The sequence below is a fragment of the Tepidiphilus baoligensis genome, from assembly GCF_012911495.1.
Lineage (GTDB): Bacteria > Pseudomonadota > Gammaproteobacteria > Burkholderiales > Rhodocyclaceae > Tepidiphilus > Tepidiphilus olei.
Genome location: NZ_JAAAUB010000001.1, coordinates 84090 through 103092 on the forward strand (window position 1 = coordinate 84090; position 19003 = coordinate 103092).

17 protein-coding genes are annotated in these 19003 nt (G+C 64.5%); 5 read left to right on the top strand and 12 right to left on the bottom strand.

Annotated features, from left to right (window positions below; genetic code table 11):
- Positions 1–75: 75 nt before the first annotated feature.
- Complete coding sequence (ahpC, locus tag GV368_RS00445) at positions 76–639, top strand: alkyl hydroperoxide reductase subunit C (protein WP_169114569.1); 564 nt, start codon at positions 76–78, stop codon at positions 637–639.
- 157 nt (positions 640–796) lie between these two features.
- Positions 797–2377, top strand: a complete 1581-nt coding sequence (gene ahpF / locus GV368_RS00450; RefSeq protein WP_169114967.1) for an alkyl hydroperoxide reductase subunit F — start codon at positions 797–799, stop codon at positions 2375–2377.
- Positions 2378–2441: 64 nt separating this feature from the next.
- On the opposite strand, the gene GV368_RS00455 is transcribed toward ahpF, so the two are convergent.
- The gene (locus tag GV368_RS00455) at positions 2442–4331 is read right to left on the bottom strand and encodes a potassium transporter Kup (protein ID WP_169114571.1); all 1890 of its coding nucleotides are present in this window, start codon (positions 4329–4331) and stop codon (positions 2442–2444) included.
- Positions 4332–4611: 280 nt separating this feature from the next.
- Between GV368_RS00455 and GV368_RS00460 the strand changes: the two genes are divergently transcribed.
- Positions 4612–6078 (top strand): catalase, encoded by a 1467-nt coding sequence (locus tag GV368_RS00460; protein WP_169114573.1) that lies wholly within the window; start codon positions 4612–4614, stop codon positions 6076–6078.
- A gap of 54 nt (positions 6079–6132) precedes the next feature.
- Positions 6133–7326: a cyclopropane fatty acyl phospholipid synthase gene (gene cfa / locus GV368_RS00465; protein ID WP_142803704.1), complete on the top strand. Its 1194-nt coding sequence runs from the start codon at positions 6133–6135 to the stop codon at positions 7324–7326.
- Here cfa and GV368_RS00470 read toward each other — a convergent pair.
- From GV368_RS00470 to GV368_RS00480, 3 genes are all read right to left on the bottom strand, one after another.
- Positions 7319–7828: a Crp/Fnr family transcriptional regulator gene (locus tag GV368_RS00470; protein ID WP_169114575.1), complete on the bottom strand. Its 510-nt coding sequence runs from the start codon at positions 7826–7828 to the stop codon at positions 7319–7321. The two genes, cfa and GV368_RS00470, sit on opposite strands and share 8 nt — an antisense overlap.
- Complete coding sequence (locus GV368_RS00475) at positions 7818–8300, bottom strand: copper chaperone PCu(A)C (protein WP_235933612.1); 483 nt, start codon at positions 8298–8300, stop codon at positions 7818–7820. Before GV368_RS00475 ends, GV368_RS00470 begins: the two co-directional genes overlap by 11 nt.
- Positions 8301–8362: 62 nt before the next feature.
- A complete protein-coding gene (locus GV368_RS00480) occupies positions 8363–8962 on the bottom strand; it encodes an SCO family protein (RefSeq protein WP_169114577.1) in 600 nt (199 codons plus the stop codon).
- 300 nt (positions 8963–9262) lie between these two features.
- Between GV368_RS00480 and GV368_RS00485 the strand changes: the two genes are divergently transcribed.
- Positions 9263–11584 carry a TonB-dependent receptor plug domain-containing protein gene (locus GV368_RS00485; protein WP_169114579.1) on the top strand — a complete coding sequence of 774 codons (2322 nt, stop codon included), beginning with the start codon at positions 9263–9265 and terminating at the stop codon, positions 11582–11584.
- On the opposite strand, the gene ttcA is transcribed toward GV368_RS00485, so the two are convergent.
- The 8 genes from ttcA to pheT all read right to left on the bottom strand — a co-directional run bounded on the left by ttcA (position 11574) and on the right by pheT (position 19001).
- Positions 11574–12455 carry a tRNA 2-thiocytidine(32) synthetase TtcA gene (ttcA, locus tag GV368_RS00490; protein WP_169114581.1) on the bottom strand — a complete coding sequence of 294 codons (882 nt, stop codon included), beginning with the start codon at positions 12453–12455 and terminating at the stop codon, positions 11574–11576. The genes GV368_RS00485 and ttcA overlap by 11 nt on opposite strands.
- Positions 12456–12511: 56 nt before the next feature.
- Positions 12512–12940 (bottom strand): pyrimidine dimer DNA glycosylase/endonuclease V, encoded by a 429-nt coding sequence (locus GV368_RS00495; RefSeq protein WP_169114583.1) that lies wholly within the window; start codon positions 12938–12940, stop codon positions 12512–12514.
- A 117-nt stretch (positions 12941–13057) separates the two neighbouring features.
- Positions 13058–13849 carry a slipin family protein gene (locus GV368_RS00500; protein WP_169114585.1) on the bottom strand — a complete coding sequence of 264 codons (792 nt, stop codon included), beginning with the start codon at positions 13847–13849 and terminating at the stop codon, positions 13058–13060.
- 101 nt (positions 13850–13950) lie between these two features.
- Positions 13951–14151 (bottom strand): NfeD family protein, encoded by a 201-nt coding sequence (locus GV368_RS11020; RefSeq protein WP_206673170.1) that lies wholly within the window; start codon positions 14149–14151, stop codon positions 13951–13953.
- 26 nt (positions 14152–14177) lie between these two features.
- Complete coding sequence (locus tag GV368_RS00505; RefSeq protein WP_206673171.1) at positions 14178–15362, bottom strand: NfeD family protein; 1185 nt, start codon at positions 15360–15362, stop codon at positions 14178–14180.
- Positions 15363–15929: 567 nt separating this feature from the next.
- Complete coding sequence (locus GV368_RS00510) at positions 15930–16307, bottom strand: MerR family transcriptional regulator (RefSeq protein ID WP_169114587.1); 378 nt, start codon at positions 16305–16307, stop codon at positions 15930–15932.
- Positions 16288–16599 (bottom strand): integration host factor subunit alpha, encoded by a 312-nt coding sequence (locus GV368_RS00515; protein ID WP_142803696.1) that lies wholly within the window; start codon positions 16597–16599, stop codon positions 16288–16290. The genes GV368_RS00510 and GV368_RS00515 overlap by 20 nt, the downstream gene beginning before the upstream one ends.
- Positions 16600–16616: 17 nt before the next feature.
- On the bottom strand, positions 16617–19001 hold the full coding sequence (pheT, locus tag GV368_RS00520; protein WP_169114589.1) for a phenylalanine--tRNA ligase subunit beta: 2385 nt from the start codon (positions 18999–19001) through the stop codon (positions 16617–16619).
- Between the last annotated feature and the right edge of the window lie 2 nt (positions 19002–19003).

Genomic DNA, 19003 nt, shown 5'->3' on the forward strand with positions numbered 1-19003 from the left:
CGGCACGCCGTGCCGGACCGCCGCCGGTCACAAGGCCGGTGCGTGAGATGTTCGACCCTGACAGGAGGAAACACTATGAGCTTGATCAACACCCAAGTCGTTCCGTTCAAAGCCCAGGCTTACCATAACGGCAAGTTCGTTGAAGTGACCGACGCCGATCTGCGCGGTCATTGGTCGGTGTTCGTGTTCTACCCGGCCGACTTCACTTTCGTGTGCCCGACCGAGCTCGAGGATCTCGCCGATCTGTATGACGAATTCAAGAAGATCAATTGCGAGATCTACTCGGTGTCGACCGACACCCACTTCACGCACAAGGCGTGGGCCGAGGCTTCTCCCGCCATCAAGAAAGTGCGCTATCCCATGCTCGGCGACCCGGCGCAGAAACTGGCGCGCGCCTTCGACGTGCTCATCGAAGAAGAAGGCCTGGCGCTGCGCGGCACCTTCATCATCGACCCCAACGGTGTCATCAAAGGGATGGAGGTCAACGACAACAGCATCGGCCGCAACGCCGCCGAGCTGCTGCGCAAAGTGAAAGCTGCCAAGTACGTGGCCGAGCATCCGGGTGAAGTCTGCCCGGCCAAGTGGAACGAAGGCGCCGAGACGCTCAAGCCTTCCATCGATCTGGTCGGCAAGATCTGATTTTTCGCGCGAAGACCGGTCGGGGTGTGTTCCGGCCGGCAGGTATTCCGGCGCCGCCTCGCGCGGCGCTCCTTTCCCCGAGCACGAGACGTCGGTCGAAAGAGGCCGTGGGGCTTTTTTCGTCCAAAGTTTCGACGAAGGAGGGTGTGTCATGGCATTGTTGGATCAAGAAACGAAGGGCGCTTTGGCGCAATACCTCGAACGTTTGGCCGGGCCGATCGAGCTCGTCACGGCGTTCGACGACAGCGAGCGCGCCCGGCAATTGGCCGAGCTGGTGCAGGAGATCGTTGTCGCTGGCGGCGGCAAGGTGACGGTGCGCGAAGCGGTGGGCGAAGAAGTCGCCGGTGGGCGTCGCCCGGCGTTCGCGGTGACGCGCCCCGGGGAGGCGCCGCGGGTGCATTTCGCCGGCTTGCCCCTGGGGCACGAGTTCGGCTCGCTCATCCTGGCGCTGCTGCAGGTGAGCGGTTATCCGCCCAAGGTCGAGCCGGACGTGATCGAGCAGATCAAGAGCCTGGATTCGCCGCTGCATTTCGAGGTGTACGTGTCGCTGTCGTGCCACAACTGCCCCGAAGTGGTGCAGTCGGTCAACACCATGGCGGCTTTGAACCCCAACGTACAAGCGGTGATGATCGACGGGGCGAGCTTCCCCGCCGAAGTCGAGGCCAAGCAGATCATGGCCGTGCCTACCGTCTACCTCAACGGCGAGCTCTTCGGCCAGGGACGGATGGAGCTGCCGGAGATCCTCGCCAAGGTCGACACGCAGGCCGAAGCGCGCGACCGGGCGCGCCTTGCGCAGAAGGGCGAATTCGACATCCTCATCGTCGGCGGTGGTCCGGCCGGGGCCGCGGCGGCGATCTACGCCGCGCGCAAGGGACTGCGCACCGGGATCGTGGCCGAGCGCTTCGGTGGTCAAGTGATGGACACGCTCGCCATCGAGAACTTCATCTCGGTGAAGGAGACCGAAGGGCCCAAACTCGTCGCGGGCCTCGAAGAGCACGTGAAAGCCTATGATGTAGACATCATGAACCATCAGCGCGCGGTGCGGCTCGACGTGCCTGCAGAGGCGGGCAAGACGGCGAAAGTGGCGCTCGCCAACGGCGCCGAGCTCAGTGCCAAGGCGGTAATCCTTGCCACGGGGGCGCGCTGGCGCGAGCTGGGCGTGCCCGGCGAGAAGGAATACCGCGGCCGGGGCGTGGCCTACTGCCCGCATTGCGACGGGCCGCTCTTCAAGGGCAAGAAAGTGGCGGTGATCGGCGGCGGAAATTCGGGGGTGGAAGCAGCGATCGATCTGGCCGGCATCGTCGAGCACGTCACGCTCATCGAATTCGCCGATGCCCTGCGCGCCGATGCCGTGCTGCAACGCAAGCTCAGGAGCCTGCCCAACGTGACCATCGTCACCAATGCCCAGACGACGGAAATCCTCGGCGATGGGGCGAAGGTGAATGCCCTGCGCTACCGCGATCGGGCCACGGGCGAAGAACACACGGTGGAACTGGCGGGCGTGTTCGTGCAGATCGGCCTGGTGCCCAACACCGACTGGCTCGAGGGCGCGGTGGCGCGCAACCGCTTCGGCGAAATCGAGATCGATGCGCGCTGCACGACGTCCGCTCCAGGCGTGTTCGCGGCCGGCGACTGCACCACGGTGCCTTACAAGCAGATCATCATCGCCATGGGCGAGGGGGCCAAAGCGGCGCTATCGGCGTTCGATTATCTGATCCGGCTCGCGCCCGCCCAGTAAAGCGCGGTAAAGAAGAAGGCCGATTTTGGTTCGCTTCCCGTCGGTCGACGGGAGGCCTTTTCGTCTACAGGATCACCTGGGTGCCGAGCTCGACCACGCGGTTGGGCGGAATCTTGAAGAAGGCGGTGACGCTGCCGGCGTTGCGGTGCAGGGTGACGAAGACCCGTTTGCGCCACAGGGGCATCTCGGGGCCGGGGCGAGTGAGTACCGTCTCGCGACCGAGGAACCACGAAGTGGCCAAAGGTTCGAATTCCAAGCCCTCGGAGGCGGCCTGCATCAGGGTCGCCGGCAAGTCCGGTTCGTCCATGAAGCCGTAGTGCACGATCACCTGCCAGAAGTTTTCGGGCAGCACCTTGATCTCGAGCCGCTCTTGCGGCGGCACGTAGGGCACGTCCTCGAACTGCACCGAGGCGATGACCACGCGCTCGTGCAGGATCTTGTTGTGCATCAGATTATGCAGCAGGGCGTGCGGCACTCGTTCGGGGTTGGCGTTGAGAAAGACTGCCGTTCCCGGTACCCGCAGCGGCATGCCGCCGCGCAGGGATTCGATGAAACGCACCAAAGGCATCCGACCCCCTTCGAGCCGCTCCAAGAGCAGCACTCGTCCCTGCTGCCACGTGAGCATGACGATGAAGACGACGACGCCGGCGAGCAGCGGGAACCAGCCGCCATCGGGAATTTTCAGGACGTTGGCAGCGAGGAAGGTCGATTCCACCACGAGGAAACAGGCAAAGAGCGCCACGGCACGCGCCCAGCCCCAGCCCCAGACGCGGGCGGCCACCACGGTGGCCAGAAGCGAGGTGATCACCATGTCGCCCGTCACCGCCAGCCCGTAGGCTGCCGCGAGGTTGTTCGAGGAACGAAAGCCGAGCACCAGTAACATCACCGCCGCCATCAAGGCCCAATTGAGCGCAGGCAAGTAGATTTGCCCTTGCTCGCGCTCGGAGGTATGACGCACTTCGAGACGGGGCAAAAAACCGAGCTGCATGGCTTGTCGCGTGATGGAGAAAGCGCCCGAGATCACCGCCTGGGACGCGATGACGGTGGCCATCGTCGCCAGTGCCAGCATGGGGTAGAGGGCCCACTCCGGGGCCATGAGGTAGAACGGGTTTTGCATTGCGGCAGGGTCGCGCAGCAGCAGCGCGCCTTGCCCGAAATAGTTGAGCACCAGCGCGGGCAGCACGAACAGGAACCAGCTGCGTCGGATGGGTTCTTTGCCGAAGTGCCCCATGTCGGCATAGAGCGCCTCCGCGCCGGTGACGGCGAGGACGACGTTGCCCATGGCCACCAGGGCCATCTCGTGGTGATGAAAGAGGAAAGCGAGGGCGTACGTCGGGCTCAAGGCCGCCAACACCGAGGGGGCAGCCAAGATCTGTCTCGCCCCCAACAGCGCGAGTACGGTGAACCAGATCAGCATCACGGGCCCGAAGGCCCGTCCGACCAGGGTCGTGCCATGATGCTGGAAGTAGAAGAGCAGGAAAAGGATGAAGAGCGACACCGGCAGGACGGCATGTTCCAGCGCCGGGGCGGCGATCTGCAGCCCCTCCACGGCCGAGAGCACGGAGATGGCCGGGGTGACCATTCCGTCGCCATAGAACATGGCCGCTCCGAGGATGCCGAGCACGAGCACGCTGCGATGGCTGCGGGTACCGGGGGCTGCGTCGCGCAGCGCCAGGGCGATGAGGGCCATGATGCCGCCTTCGCCGCGGTTGTCGGCCCGCATGATGAACGAAACATACTTCACCGCAACGATGATCACCAGCGCCCAGAAAAAGAGCGACAAGCTGCCGAGCACGTTGGCCGGTTCGAGAGCGATGGGGTGATTGCCGGCGAAGACTTCCTTCATCGCGTAGAGCGGGCTCGTGCCGATGTCGCCGTAGACGACCCCAAGCGCGCCCAGGCACAAGAGCGCCAGTTCCTTGCCGCGGACTTCGCTCGACGGTCGTTGTTCCATGGAACGTTCCTTTTTGCGTGACCCCACCCGGGGATCGGTGTGCATCATAAGACATCGTATGGGGTTTGGGAACGTGACCGGTACATGGGTGGGAACGAGCACGGCCATTGCATCGATTGCCCCGATAGACAGGAACGATTGGATCGAGCGTGCTCCTTGCCTATGATGTTCAGGACGGCGCGGCGAGGACGCGCCGCCCCTTGGCCGGATCCGTGGCTCGTGGTCTCTTCCGTCTTGGTCCACGCGGTTCGGCCGTTCGACCCTGCAAGGAGAAAGCACCATGAGCGAGAAGCAATGCCCCTATCACCTCACCACCACGGCCGGCGCGCCGGTGGCCGACAACCAGAATTCGCTCACCGTCGGGCCGCGCGGCCCCACGCTGTTGCAAGACTACGTGCTGCTCGAAAAGCTCGCACATCAGAACCGCGAGCGCATCCCCGAGCGCGTGGTGCACGCCAAGGGCTGGGGGGCATTCGGCACGCTCACCATCACCGGCGATATCCGCAAGTATTCCCGTGCCAAGGTATTCTCCCAGATCGGGGCGAAGATCCCCATGCTCGCGCGCTTCTCGACGGTGGCCGGCGAAATGGGCGCGGCCGATGCCGAGCGCGACGTGCGCGGCTTCGCGCTCAAGTTCTACACCGAAGAAGGCAACTGGGATCTCGTGGGCAACAACACGCCGGTCTTCTTCATCCGCGACGCCTACAAGTTCCCCGATTTCATCCACACGCAGAAGCGCCATCCGCGCACCAACCTGCGCTCGCCCACGGCGATGTGGGACTTCTGGTCGCTCTCGCCCGAGAGCCTGCACCAGCTCACCATCCTCTTCTCCGATCGGGGCATCCCGCGCTCGCCCATGCACATGAACGGCTATGGCAGCCACACCTACAGCTTCTGGAACGAGGCCGGTGAGCGCTTCTGGGTGAAGTTCCATTTCAAGACGCGGCAGGGGCACGAGACGCTCACCGACGAAGAGGCCGAAGCCATCATCGGCAAGACGCGCGAGAGCTACCAGGAGGCGCTTTTCGGCGCGATCGAGCGCGGTGAATACCCTCGCTGGACGATGTACGTGCAGGTGATGAGCGAGAAAGAGGCCGACGCCTGGAGCGAGCGTACCGGCTGGAACCCCTTCGATCTCACCAAGGTCTGGCCGCACCGCGACGCTCCGCTCATCGAAGTGGGTGTGATGGAACTCGATCGCAATCCGGACAACTATTTTACCGAGATCGAGCTGGCGGCCTTCTCGCCCTCCAACGTGGTGCCGGGCATCGGGTTTTCGCCCGACAAGATGCTGCAGGCGCGGATATTTTCCTACGCGGACGCCCACCGCTACCGCCTGGGGACGCACTACGAGGCGCTGCCGGTCAATCGTCCGCGCTGTCCGGTGCACCATTACCACAAGGACGGGTCGATGCGCTTCTTCGACAATTTCCATCAAAATCCGGACGCCTACTATGAGCCCAACTCCTTCGGCGGCCCGGTCGAGCGCCCCGAAGTCAAGGAGCCGCCTCTGTCGGCCATCGGCATGATCGACCGCTATAGTCATCGCGACGGCAACGACGACTTCTCGCAGCCGCGCGCGCTATGGGCGCTCTTCGACGAGGCGCACAAGGAGCGGCTCTACGGCAACCTCGCGCGTTCGATGAAAGGCGTACCGGATTTCATCGTCGAGCGCCAGCTCGCGCTCTTTGCCCAGATCGACCCGGCCTACGCCGCGGGCGTACGACGCGCGCTCGATCGTCTATGATGAAATGAGGCGGGGCCACAATGCTCCGCCTTTCGTTCCATCCTGGAGGGGCGTATGGCGACAGTACAACAGCAAGGCTTCGTCGAAGAACGATCAAAGCCGACGAGGGGGCAGTTGCGTAATGCCGACCGTTTGCGGGCCCTGGTGCAGTCCTGGTTCGAGGAGGCCGATGTCACGCTCGATGGCGATCGGCCGTGGGATTTCCAGATCAAACACCCCAAAGTGCTCGAACGGGCGATCGCCGAAGGCAGCCTCGGCCTGGGCGAAGCCTACATGGACGGCTGGTGGGAATGCGAGCGGCTCGACGAATTCTTCGCGCGGGTGCTGCGCGCGCGGCTCGACGAGCGGGTGAGGAATCCCTCGCTCGTGTGGCGCGCGTTGAAGGCGCGGCTCATCAACCTGCAATCCGTGCGCCGCGCCTGGCACGTGGGCGAGGTGCACTACGATCTGGGCAGCGACTTCTTCGAGGCGATGCTCGATCCGTACATGGCCTATTCCTGCGGCTATTGGGCCAACGCCAAGACGCTGGAAGAGGCGCAGGTCGCCAAGCTCGACCTCATCTGCCGCAAGTTGGGATTGGAGCCGGGCATGCGGCTGCTCGACATCGGTTGCGGCTGGGGTAGCCTCATGCGCTATGCCGCCGAGCACTACGGCGTCGAATGCGTGGGGCTGACCATCTCCAAAGAACAGGCCGCCTGGGGGCAGAAGCGCTGCGCGGGACTGCCGGTGCGTTTCATCCTGGCGGATTACCGCACGTTCAACGTCGACGGCAAGGAACGGTTCGATCGCATCGCCTCGGTGGGGATGTTCGAGCACGTGGGAGTGCGCAACTACAAAGCCTATTTCGCCATGGCGCGCCGCAGCCTGCGCGACGACGGGCTCTTCCTCCTGCACACCATCGGCAAGAACCGCCGCGGTGGGGGCACCGATCCGTGGATCGAGAAATACATCTTCCCCAACGGGGAGCTGCCCTCGATCGGCGAAGTGGCGGATGCGAGCGAGCACTGGTTCGTGATGGAAGACCTGCACAACTTCGGCGCCGACTACGACAAGACCCTGATGGCCTGGTACGAGCGCTTCGAAGCCGCCTGGCCGCGCTTTCGCGAACGCTACGGCGAGCGCTTCTATCGCATGTGGCGCTATTACCTGCTCGCCTGCGCCGGCACCTTCCGCGCCCGTACCAACCAGCTGTGGCAGTTCGTTTTCTCGCCGAACGGCGTGCCCGGCGGCTACCGGCGCCTCAGCTGAGGCTGCCGGCCTCCATGGCTTTGAGGGTACGCGACACGGTTTCGATGCGCAAGCCGGTGATGGCGGCGATGTCACGCAGGCGCAGGTGCGGTGGCTCGGCTCCGGCTGCCTGCGCGAGCGTGAAGAGCCGGGCGATACGCTCGGGGGCCTTGCCTACACGCAGGCGCAGCACTTCCCCCATACGGTGCTCGAAGCGGGCATAGAGCAGGGCCGTGGGCTCCTTGGCCGCCGTTTGGCTCCAGCCTTCGAGCACGACGGGGGTGACGGCCGTGGCGGTGTACGCATAGCGGCCGAACATGAGTGCTTCCGCTCCGATCAGGTCGCCCCCGTAGGCGATGCCGACGAAATGTTCCTCGTCGGGCTCTTCGCCGAAGGCAACGGGTAGATCGAGCCGCACGATTCCCTCGACGACGCGCCAGGCCGGGCCGCTCTCTCCGGCACCGAGCAGGCACTGACCGCGCCTGCCCGTGCGCCGTTCGGTGAGGGGAGGCTCACATTCCATGGCCGGCGTTCTTTCCGTGATCGCGTTTGAGTGCACGCACCGGCGCCTCGACTTCGACCGTGAATTCCTTGCCCTCGGTATCGGTGAAGATGAGGGTGAGCGGTACTCTCTGCCCGACCTCTACCGCTTTGGGCAGATCGATGAGCATCACGTGGTAACCCCCGGGTTTGAGCTCCATCGTCTTACCGGCTTCCAGCGGCAGCCCGCCGTCGATGGCCCGCATTTTCATGACGTCGCCTTCCATCACCATCTCGTGGATTTCCACCACGGGGGCGACCGGCGTCTTGCCGCCGGTGAGTTTGACCGGCGCATCGGCGGTGAGCTTCATGAACGCGGCCGTGGCTTTTTGCCCGGCCACCGTGGCTTGGACCCAAGGGTCTTCGACCTTGACCGTCTGCGCCCAGGCGGGCAGCGTGAACGCACCGAACATCAGCGCGAGACCGAGAGAACGGCGGGTTTTGGTGGTCAGCATCGTCGACTCCTTCTGTTGTAGTGAAGAGAAAGGTTCCCTCATGGCAAAGACGGCGTGGCCGTTCATTCGGCGAGCAGGCGCCGCACGTCTGCGGCGAAATCTTCTGCCGACAGGGCATGGGGCACGGCCAACCTGAGTTTGCCATGAGCATTATAGACGAAAGTGGTGGCGGTGTGGTCCATCGTGTACGAACTCCCCGTGGGCACCTTGCGGTAATAGACGCGGAATTCCTTGGCGGTACGGGCCACTTCCTCCGGGCTCCCCACCAGGCCGACGAAGGAGGGGTCGAAGGCATCGAGATAGGCCCGCACGACCTCGGGCGTGTCCCGCTCGGGATCCACCGTGATGAAGACCACGCGAAAGCGCTTGCCGTCTTCACCCAGTAGCTGCTTCACTGCCACCGCACGCGACAGCGCCGTCGGACATACGTCGGGACATTGCAGAAAGCCGAAATAGACCGCCACGACTTCACCGCGGAAGTCGGCGAGCGTGCGCAGACGTCCCTCCGTGTCGGGCAATTGCAGCTCGCGGCCGAACGAGGCGTCGCGAATCTCGGTCGCGTGAAAAGATGCAGTCGTGGTGGCTTGCTCGCAGGCCGCCAGCAGCATGAGGGGCAGCAGTGCGAGCAAGAAGCATCGGCGTAGGCCAGGGCGTATCGTCATCGTGTCTTGGACCTCTCCTCGTGGGCGTCTCGCATGACCTACGGCGTGGCGGCATGCCGTTGCGCTCCGCTGCCCGGATGCCCGTCGCTGCTCGTGCGTCGTCCCGATGAGCGCATGTTAGGGGGAATCCACGGTATTGACAATGCGTGCGCGCAGGGAGTTTGAGCGAAGTCAAACCGATGACGGCGAAAGTTGACGATTCTCAATTGAGCCGCGGGAAACGAAACGTTACGATGGCGCCGCCCGTCGCTGCTTTGCCGGCGACCCCGTTTGTTGCCGCATCGAAAGGAGCCTCGTTTCATGACCGCCTCTCCTGTTTCTTCGTATCCGCCGCGGCGCAGACCCTTGTCGCTCGCCCTGGCGCTCGTCTTCGCCGGTCTGCCTTCGGCCTGGGCCCAGAGTGAGGCGACGTCGCCGGAAAGCAAGGTGCTCGCGCCGGTGATCGTCTCCGACACCCGGGAACAGGCCGCCCCGCCGGCGACGACGCTCGGCCCGCAGGAGCTCGCCCCGCTGCGCGCCGCCACCGCCGACACGGCGAGCCTGTTGCGCAAGGTGCCGGGCGTGACGCTCTATGGCGCGGGGGGCGCTTCCAGCCTGCCGGCGATCCGTGGGCTGGCCGACGAGCGGCTGCGGCTTCAGGTCGATGGCATGGACCTGCTCTCGGCCTGCCCCAACCACATGAACCCGGCCTTCTCCTATCTCGCTCCGAGCCAAGTCGAGACCATCCAGGTGTGGACCGGGGTCACGCCGGTGAGCGTGGGGGGCGACGCGATCGGCGGGGCGATCGTCGTCGAGACGCCCAAACCGCGCTTCGCTGCGCCCGGCCAAGGCACGCTCGTCACCGGTGAGGCCGGTACCTACTACCGCAGCAACGGCGATGGTTTCGGGGTCCATGGTGCGGCCACGATCGCCGGCGAGCAGGTGAGCGTGCGCTATCTCGGGGCCTATGCCAAAGCCAACAATTACTCTGCGGGCGGCGATTTCAAGGACTTCACCGCCACCGGCCGCCTCGGTCACACGCTCGCGCGCGACGAAGTCGGCTCCACCAGCTATGAGCTGAGCAACCACCTCGTGGGTTTCGCGCTGAAGAACGGCGCGCACCTCGTCGATGCCTCGGTCGCCATCCAGAACGTCGCCGATCAGCTCTATCCCAACCAACGCATGGACATGCTCGACAACGATTCCAAGCTCTTCAACCTGCGTTATCTCGGGCAGTTCGGCTGGGGCTCGCTCGATGGTCGGGTCTATCACCAGAGCGTGGATCATTTCATGGATTTCGGCAAGGACAAGCGCTATTGGTACGGCTCGGCTTCCGGCGGCCCGACGGCGCCGAACGGCAAGCCTTGCTCGCCGATCGACAAAACCTGTGCCGCCGGCATGCCGATGAATACCGAGAGCAAGACCACCGGGGCGAAACTCACCGCCAACATCGCCCTGGGCGAGCGCGACGTGCTGCGGGTGGGAGGCGAGTACCAGCACTACACCCTGGACGACTGGTGGCCGCCTTCCGGCGCGGGCATGTGGCCCGGTACCTTCTGGAACATCAAGAACGGCGAGCGCGACCGCGCCGGCCTCTTCGGCGAGTGGGAGACGAAACTCAACGACCGCTGGATGGCGCTCGCCGGTGTGCGCTACGAACACGTCACCACCGACGCCGATCCCGTTCACGGCTATGCCGACACGAACGGCATGGCACCGATGTGGAATTACCAGAAACGGGATGCGGACGCCTTCAACGCGCGCGACCGCAAGCGTACCGACGACAACCTCGACTTCACCGCCCTCACGCGCTATACCCTGGACGAGACGCGCGAATTCGAGCTCGGCTTCGCGCGCAAGGTCCGCTCGCCCAGCCTCTACGAGCGCTATCCGTGGTCGACCTGGGCCATGGCGGCGGTGATGAACAACTTCGTCGGCGACGGCAACGGCTATATCGGCAATCCCGACCTCGAACCGGAGAAAGCCTACACCCTCTCGGCCATGATCGACTGGCACTCTGCCGACCGCCAGTGGGGGCTGCGATTCAGCCCGTATCTGAGCTACGTCGATGACTACATCGACGCGGTACAGTGGGACGCGAAGAACAATGTCCCGGCGGCCAGGCTCGCCCGCAACAAGTTCGTCGTGCTGCGCTACGAGAACCAGTCGGCGCGCCTCTACGGGTTCGATCTCTCGGGCAAGATGCCGCTCGCGCGCACCGGCTTGGGCTCCTTCGGCTTCGAGGGGGTGCTGAGCTACACCAACGGCGAGAACCGTGACACGGGCGACGAGCTCTACAACATCGTTCCCTGGCGCGCCATGCTCACCCTCACGCACCAGCTCGCCGGCTGGAGCAACGCGCTCGACTGGGAACTCGTCTCGAGCAAGGACGACGTGTCGGACGTGCGCAACGAGATCAAGACGCCGGGCTATGGTCTGCTACACCTGCGCGCGAGCCATGCCTGGAAAGACGTGCGGGTCGACCTGGGTGTGGAAAACCTCTTCGATAAGCTCTATTACCTGCCCACCGGCGGGGCCTACGTCGGTCAAGGGACAACGATGAACATCACCGCCGTGCCCTGGGGCATCGCCGTGCCGGGTATGGGGCGTTCGTTCTACGCCGCGATCAACGTCAAGTTCTGATCGCCGGGGTAGCAAAGAAATGCACGGGCGCGGCGCCGACGGCTTCGTCGGGCGCCGCGCCCGTGTTTGCGGCTTCCGTGTCGAGCGCGGAGAAATCGAAAAGCGCACGATCGAGCAGGTGTGAAGGCACCACGTGGCCGAGCGCGGTGAAGATCGAGGCGATGCGGCGCGGGTCTTCCCGTTCCCAGGCACGCAACATGGCCTTCACCTGCCGGCGCTGGGCGTTTTCCTGGGTGCCGCACAGCGAGCACGGAATGATGGGGAAATTCATCCCGCGGGCGTAGCGCGCGAGATCCTCTTCCGCGCAATAGGCGAGCGGCCGGATCACGACCAGGTCGCCGTCGTCGTTGCGCAGTTTGGGAGGCATCGCCTTCAGGCGTCCGCCAAAGAAGAGGTTGAGGAAAAAAGTCTCGAGGATGTCGTCGCGGTGGTGCCCCAGCGCCACCTTGTTCGCGCCCAGTTCGCGTGCCGTGCGGTAGATGAGGCCACGGCGCAGCCGCGAGCACAGCGAACAGGTGGTCTTCCCCTCGGGGATCTTCTCCTTGACGATGGAGTAGGTATCCTCGCGCACGATGCGGTATTCCACGCCGACCTGCGCAAAATGGCGAGGCAGCACGTCCTCGGGGAATCCCGGCTGGCGCTGGTCGAGGTTCATGGCGATGAGGCGGAATCGCACCGGCGCGCGCGCCTGGAGCTTTTGCAGCAGCGCAAGCAGTCCGAGCGAATCCTTGCCGCCGGAGACGCACACCAGCACCGTGTCGCCTTCGTCGATCATGCCAAAGTCGGCGATCGCCTGCCCCACCTGGCGCAGCAGGCGTTTTTCCAGCTTGAGGAGTTTTTGCGAGGGCGTGTCGGAATGCTCGGGGATCATCGGCAAGAGGGAGGAAACGACGGGGCTTGCGAGGATAGCACGAGCCGGCGCCCGATTCAGCGCACGATTTCCCATTCGGCCACCGGGCCGGGCACCACGCGCATCAGCGGATGCGGCAACGGCGCAGTGCCGTGGAGCCGGGCCGCGCGCTCCGGGTCGCGCTGTTCGAGTTTGCGCAATAGATGGGCGAACTCATGGGCGAGCTGCCCCTCGCTGATCTCGATCGGGGCGACGTCTTCGCGGTGCGGCAGCTTCGCGCGATCGAAACGGTAGCCGCGGCGCTCGGCTTCGTCGACCACCGCGTGCAGGTAGGCCGCGATCGCCGCGAGCGGCATGGGATGGGTTCGAAAGCGCACGAGCTGTGGATGGTGGCGATAGCCGCGCGTGGCGCCGGCGAGCACCGCCTGCGCGAGCAGCCCTTCGCGCCACAGGGCGACGAGCCCTTTGGCGTCGAGCAGGGAAGGGTGTAGGGACCACAGGCGCATGCTCGAATTATATCCGGGGCAACGCGAATGACCGACGGCGCAGCGGCGTTTGCCGGTGCCTGGATGCTCTTCCCTTTCCTCGATGTGGACCCTGCCAGGCACCCCCACGCGATGCGCCTATCGACGAGCCGGACTTTCAGGCGATTCCGGCTGGGTGATCTTGTGTCCCAGGAGGTTCATGAGCTCGACCGGCACCGGGAAAACCACGGTCGAAGTTCGGTCGCCGGCGATCTGCGTGAGGGTCTGCAAGTAGCGCAACTGCATCGCCATGGGCTGTTTGGCCAGCATTTCGGCAGCGGCCAACAAGGTCTCGGCGGCCTGTTTTTCCCCTTCGGCGTGGATGATCTTGGCGCGCCGTTCGCGCTCGGCTTCCGCTTGGCGGGCGATGGCGCGAATCATGCTCTCGTTGAGATCGATGTGCTTGATTTCGACGTTGGTGACCTTGACACCCCAGGCGTCGGTTTGGGCATCGAGGATTTGCTGGATGTCGAGGTTGAGCTTTTCCCGCTCCGCCAGCATTTCATCGAGCTCGTGCTTGCCTAATACGGCACGCAAGGTCGTTTGCGCGAGCTGACTCGTGGCGTCGAAGTAGTTTTCTACCTGGATGATGGCGCGTTCCGGATTGATGACGCGGAAGTAGAGCACCGCATTGACCTTGACCGAGACGTTGTCGCGCGAGATCACGTCCTGGCTGGGGACGTCCATCGTCACGACGCGCAGGTCTACCCGGACCATTTGCTGGATGCCTGGGATGACGATGATGAGGCCCGGGCCTTTGACTTTCCAGAATCGGCCGAGCATGAAAATCACGCCGCGCTCGTACTCGCGCAGGATGCGCAGCGAACCGCCGAGCAGTGCTAGGAACAAAACGACGAGGCTGCTAAAGATGAAATCGAGATTTGGGATCATGTCGCGCTCCTGGATGTCGTCGGGGGGATTCGTGAGGAAAATGACAGGCATGTCGCGGGATGCCAAGCCTGCCGCTCGTGGCGTTTTGGAGGCCGTTGGCGCTATGCGGGTTCCACTTCGAGCACGAGGCCGTTCACGCGGGTTACCCTGACGCGTCGTCCGGGTTGCAGGGCGACCGGACTCTCGACGCGCCAGAGTTCCCCGTGCAAGCGCGCATACGTACCGTCTTGCCCCGTGCTGATTACCACCCCTTCGGCCCCGACGAGCTCCTCGGGGCCGCTTTTCACCCGTTGCTTACGCACGCGCACGGCGAAATAGCCGATCGCGATCAGGATCGAGCGCTGAACAGGGCCAGTGCGACGAGAAAGGCGATCGGGATGTCGAAGCCCGGAACGCCGCTATCCATCAGGAACAGACCGCCGACGATGAACGCGATCATCCCGCCGATGCCAAACGCGCCGAAACTGGGGACGAAGGCTTCTGCGATCATCAGGATGGTGCCCAGCGCAATGAGCGCGACCCCAGCCCAATTCACCGGCAAGAGATGAAAAGCATAGAGCGCGATCAGGATGCAGATCAGTCCCGCCACGCCGGGAACGGCGAAACCAGGGCTGGTCAGCTCGAAAAAGAGGCCGTAGATGCCGATCATCATGAGGACCAGCGCGACCTGAGGATTGGAGATGAGCGACAGAATCTGATTCTTCCAGTCTGGGGTGATGCGTTCGATCTGGGCCTGGGCGGTGGCGAGCGTGACGATGTTGCCGGAATCGAGCCGAATCTCCCGGCCATGGATTTGAGCGAGCAGTTCGGGGAGGTCGACGGCGATGAGGTCGATCACTCCTGCTTCCAAGGCTTCGTGGGCCGAGAGGCTCGCTGCTTCGCGCACCGCCCGCTCGGCGAAATCCGCGTTGCGTCCGCGCAACTGCGCCAGGCTGCGTAGGTAGGCCGCGGCGTCGCTCGTTGCTTTCTCCATCAAGACGTTGGCGCGCGCAGGCGCTTTGTTTCCTCTGGGGTTTTGCGCCGTTCCTTCCTCGTCGTCTGCGGGAGAGCCAGGCGCTTTCGCTCTGTCGCTCGAGCCTGGTTCGATGGGATCGGAGGCCGCGGGAGGTGCGCCGATCGCCACCGGTGAGGCGGCGCCCAAATTGGTTGCCGGAGCCATGGCGGCGATGTGGCTGGCATAGAGGATGAAGGTGCCCGCGCTCGCCGCTCGCGCGCCCTCGGGACTGACATAGGTCGCGACCGGGATCGGAGAGGCGAGGATTTGCTTGATGATCGCGCGCATGGAGGTGTCCAGCCCTCCGGGCGTGTCCATTTCGATCACGATCAACCCCGCCTGGCGTTCGACAGCGAGCGCGAATCCCCGGATGATGAAATCGGCCGTTGCCGGGCCGATGGGGCCGTCGATGCGCAGGCTCACGACGGTGGCCGTCGTTGGCGAGTGCGCCAGCGACAGGCCGAGCAAGATCACCCCTGAGAAGAAGAGGATCGCCGTTGAGAGCAGCCGTCTGACCATGAGTGCCGCCGTCGAAAGCCCGAAACTTTGTCATCATAGTGCAGGCGTGCGGGCTTTGCCAGCAATCATGCTCGTCTCGTTGGGTGCCCTCGTATCGATATGGCGGATGGCCTACATGGTGGGTGTCGGCATCAGCGACACCTTCTCGTTCGGCCTGGTGGAGATGACCTCCCCGTCCGGGTTTGCCAGGCCATTGCTGCACATCAGTGGCCCGTTTGTGCAGATCGAAAAAACGTCGCGAGCGGCTGCAGGGCACGGTACTCGGCGCGCAGGACGCAAGATATATATATCACATGGATGGGCGAGCATCCGAGCGACTTGGATCTTTGTCGTATAAGCGTTCGGTTCTGTTTCTCTATGTGTCGATGATGCAGCCGGCGTGGCGCTCTCGTGTTGCGCTCCCCTTCTAGGGAAACGCTGAATTGGCTGCGCGGGCGAATCGCTGCGTTGCGCGGTGTTCGCTCCCTCGCCTATCCACTCGATATGTCTCGGTCGCTGCGCTACCTTCCGCCTTGCGCTTCATCCCGCTCGCTCATTTCTTCTTCAGCGTCTCCCTCGCGAGGGGGGTCAGCTGCGAAGTTGCGTCAACAGCGATTCGAGATCGGCGCGCACTTCTTGCACACGATCGCGCAATCGGTCGTATTCGTTTTTTACCGTGGATTCCAGGAGGCGTTCTTCACCGAGGCGCTGGCGCGCTCCGGCGATGGTGTAGCCCTCATCGTAGAGCAAGTGCCGGATACGCCGTACGAGCAGGACTTCGTGGTGTTGGTAGTAGCGTCGGTTGCCGGCGCGCTTGCTAGGTCGAAGTTGGGTAAATTCCTGCTCCCAGTAGCGCAGCACGTGGGGCTTGACGTCGCACAGCTGCGCCACTTCGCCGATCGTGAAGTAGCGCTTCGAGGGAATCGGCGGCAACGAGGTGCTGCCTTCAGCGGACTTCTTCTCCATGCGTGAGTTGCTCCACGGCGTGTTTGAGCTTTTGGCTGGCGTGGAAAGTTACCACCCGTCGCGGCGGAATGGGAACTTCTTCGCCGGTCTTGGGGTTGCGTCCGGGGCGCTGCGGTTTGTCGCGCAGCTCGAAGTTTCCGAATCCCGAGAGTTTAACCGTTTCGCCGCGTTCCAGCGCGGCTTCGATTTCGACGAAGAAGGCATCGACGAGCTCTTTTGCTTCCCGCTTGGAAAAACCGATGCGCTCGAAGAGGATGTCGGCAAGTTCAGCTTTGGTGAGTTGGGCGGTCATCTTTTTTCCTTGCGTCGTCATTGGCGCAATCGCGCACTGAAAGAGGCTTCGAGCCGAGCACGGAATCGCTGCAGCAAGTCCTCGATCTCGTCGTCCGTGAGCGTGTGCTCGTCGTGCTGCAAGGTGAAGCGAAAGGCGAGGCTGCGCTTGCCCGGCTCGACCCCTTGCCCCTGATAGACGTCGAACAGCGTGATCTGACGCACCCAGACAGGGGATTCACCATGCAGCGCATCCAACAGGGCCTGCACCGGCACGTTCGCATCGACCACGAAGGCGAGGTCGCGCTGCACGACGGGTTGGCGCGACACGGGAGCATAGCAGGGCATGGGGCGGCGGCGTGCCGCCGGGAGATCCAGTTCGAAGAGCTGGGGTGCGGTGGTGAGCTCCAGCCGCTGCACCCATTCGGGGTGCAATTCGCCGATCCAGCCGATGGGCTGCCCTTCGAGGAGCACGCGAGCGCTGCGGCCGGGATGCAACGCCGGATGGAGAGCAGGCTCGAAACGGGGGGTGAGCGGCGCGAGGAGCGCCTCGAGGTCGCCCTTGAGATCATAGAAGTCGACCGGGCGAAGGGGGATGCCCCACTGTTCGGCCGCGGCCGGGCCGGCCGCGAGCGCGGCGAGCCTCAGGGGTTGCGCGAAACCGGCGACGGTGGCGTCAGCGGATTCGTCGCGCAGGAAGCAGCGGCCGAGCTCGAAGAGGCGCACGCGCGCCTGCTGGCGCTTGCGGTTCGTCTGCAGTGCCTGCAGCAAGCCCGGCCAGAGGGAGCTGCGCATGGCGTTCATGTTGCTGGCGATCGGATTGGCGAGCAGGATCGGATCCTCGTTGGCCAGGAGCTCGCGCTCGAGCGCCTCGTCGATGAAGGCGTAGGTGATGACTTCATGATAATCGCGCAATACCAGGCGCGCGCGCACTTCCGCGTTCGTGCGCTCGGCCTCGGGCGCGGGCAGGGGGGCCATGGGCGCGAGCGGGGTGAGCGCCGGGATCTCGTCGTATCCATGCAGGCGGGCGACTTCCTCGATCAGGTCCTCTTCGAGGGCGAGATCGAAACGCCAGCTCGGGGCCTGGGCGAGGATCGCGCCATCTTCTTCCCGTACGTCGAGGAAATCGCTGCGCAGCAGGGAGACGACACGCTGCGGCGCCACGGGAATGCCCAGTACGGCAGGGACTTTCTCGGGTCGCAACCGGATGGGATCGCGGCGCGGCAGGTGTTCGGGGGAGACGGCCTCGTCGATGGGGCCGGCCGAGCCGCCAGCCAATTCGAGCACGAGGGCGGTGGCGCGCTCGAGGGCGCGGCGCGGCAGTTCGGGATCGACGCCGCGCTCGAAGCGATGCGAGGCTTCCGAAACGAACCCATAGCGGCGCGCCCGACCGGCCACGGCGGCAGGGGCGAAGAAGGCGCTCTCGAGGAAGACGTCGGTGGTGTCGAGCGTGATACCGCTGCCCTCGCCGCCCATGATGCCGGCCATCGCCAAGGGACCGCCCTCGTCGGCGATGACGAGCACGTCGGGCGCGAGCGTGACGCATTGTTCATTCAAAAGCGGCAGAGTCTCGTCTGGCCGAGCCCAGCGCACGGTGATGCCGCCCTGCAATTTCGCCTCGTCGAAGGCGTGCAGCGGCTGGCCGAGCTCGAGCATCACGTAATTGGTGATGTCGACGAGTAAATGGATGGCGCGTATGCCGCTGCGCTCGAGCCGGCGGCGCATCCATTCGGGGGTCGGGCGCTTGGCATCGACCCCCCGGATCACCCGACCGAGATAGCGCGGGCAGGCTTCGGGGGCAGCCAGCCGGACGGGACGGACGGCGTCCAGCGTCGCAGCGACCGGATCGATGCGCGGCGGATGCAGGGGCGCCTCGGTGAGCGCCGAAACCTCGCGCGCGATACCCAAGATGCTGAGGCAGTCGGCACGGTTGGGCGTGAGCGAGACGTCGAAGACGGCCTCGTCGAGTTCGAGCACCTGGCGGACATCGGCGCCGACGGGCAAGGCAGGATCGAGTTCGAGCAAACCCGAATGGTCCTCGCTCAAACCCAGCTCACGCGCCGAGCACAGCATGCCTTGCGATTCGACGCCGCGCAGCTTGGCGCGTTTGATCGCCAGCCCGCCCGGCAATTGCGCACCGACGAGGGCGCAGGGCACGACGATGCCGGCACGGGCGTTGGGCGCGCCGCAGACGATCTGCAGAGGGGATTCGCCCCCCGCATCGACTTGGCACACGCGCAGCTTGTCGGCGTTGGGATGCGGTTCGGCACTCAGAATCCGGGCCGTGACGACCCCGATGAAAGGCGGCGCGGCGGGCTCGAGCGATTCGAGTTCGAGCCCGGCCATGGTGAGCCGCTCGCCGAGTTCCTCTGCCGTGAGAGGAGGGTCACAGAATTCGCGCAGCCAGCGTTCGGGAAACTTCATGA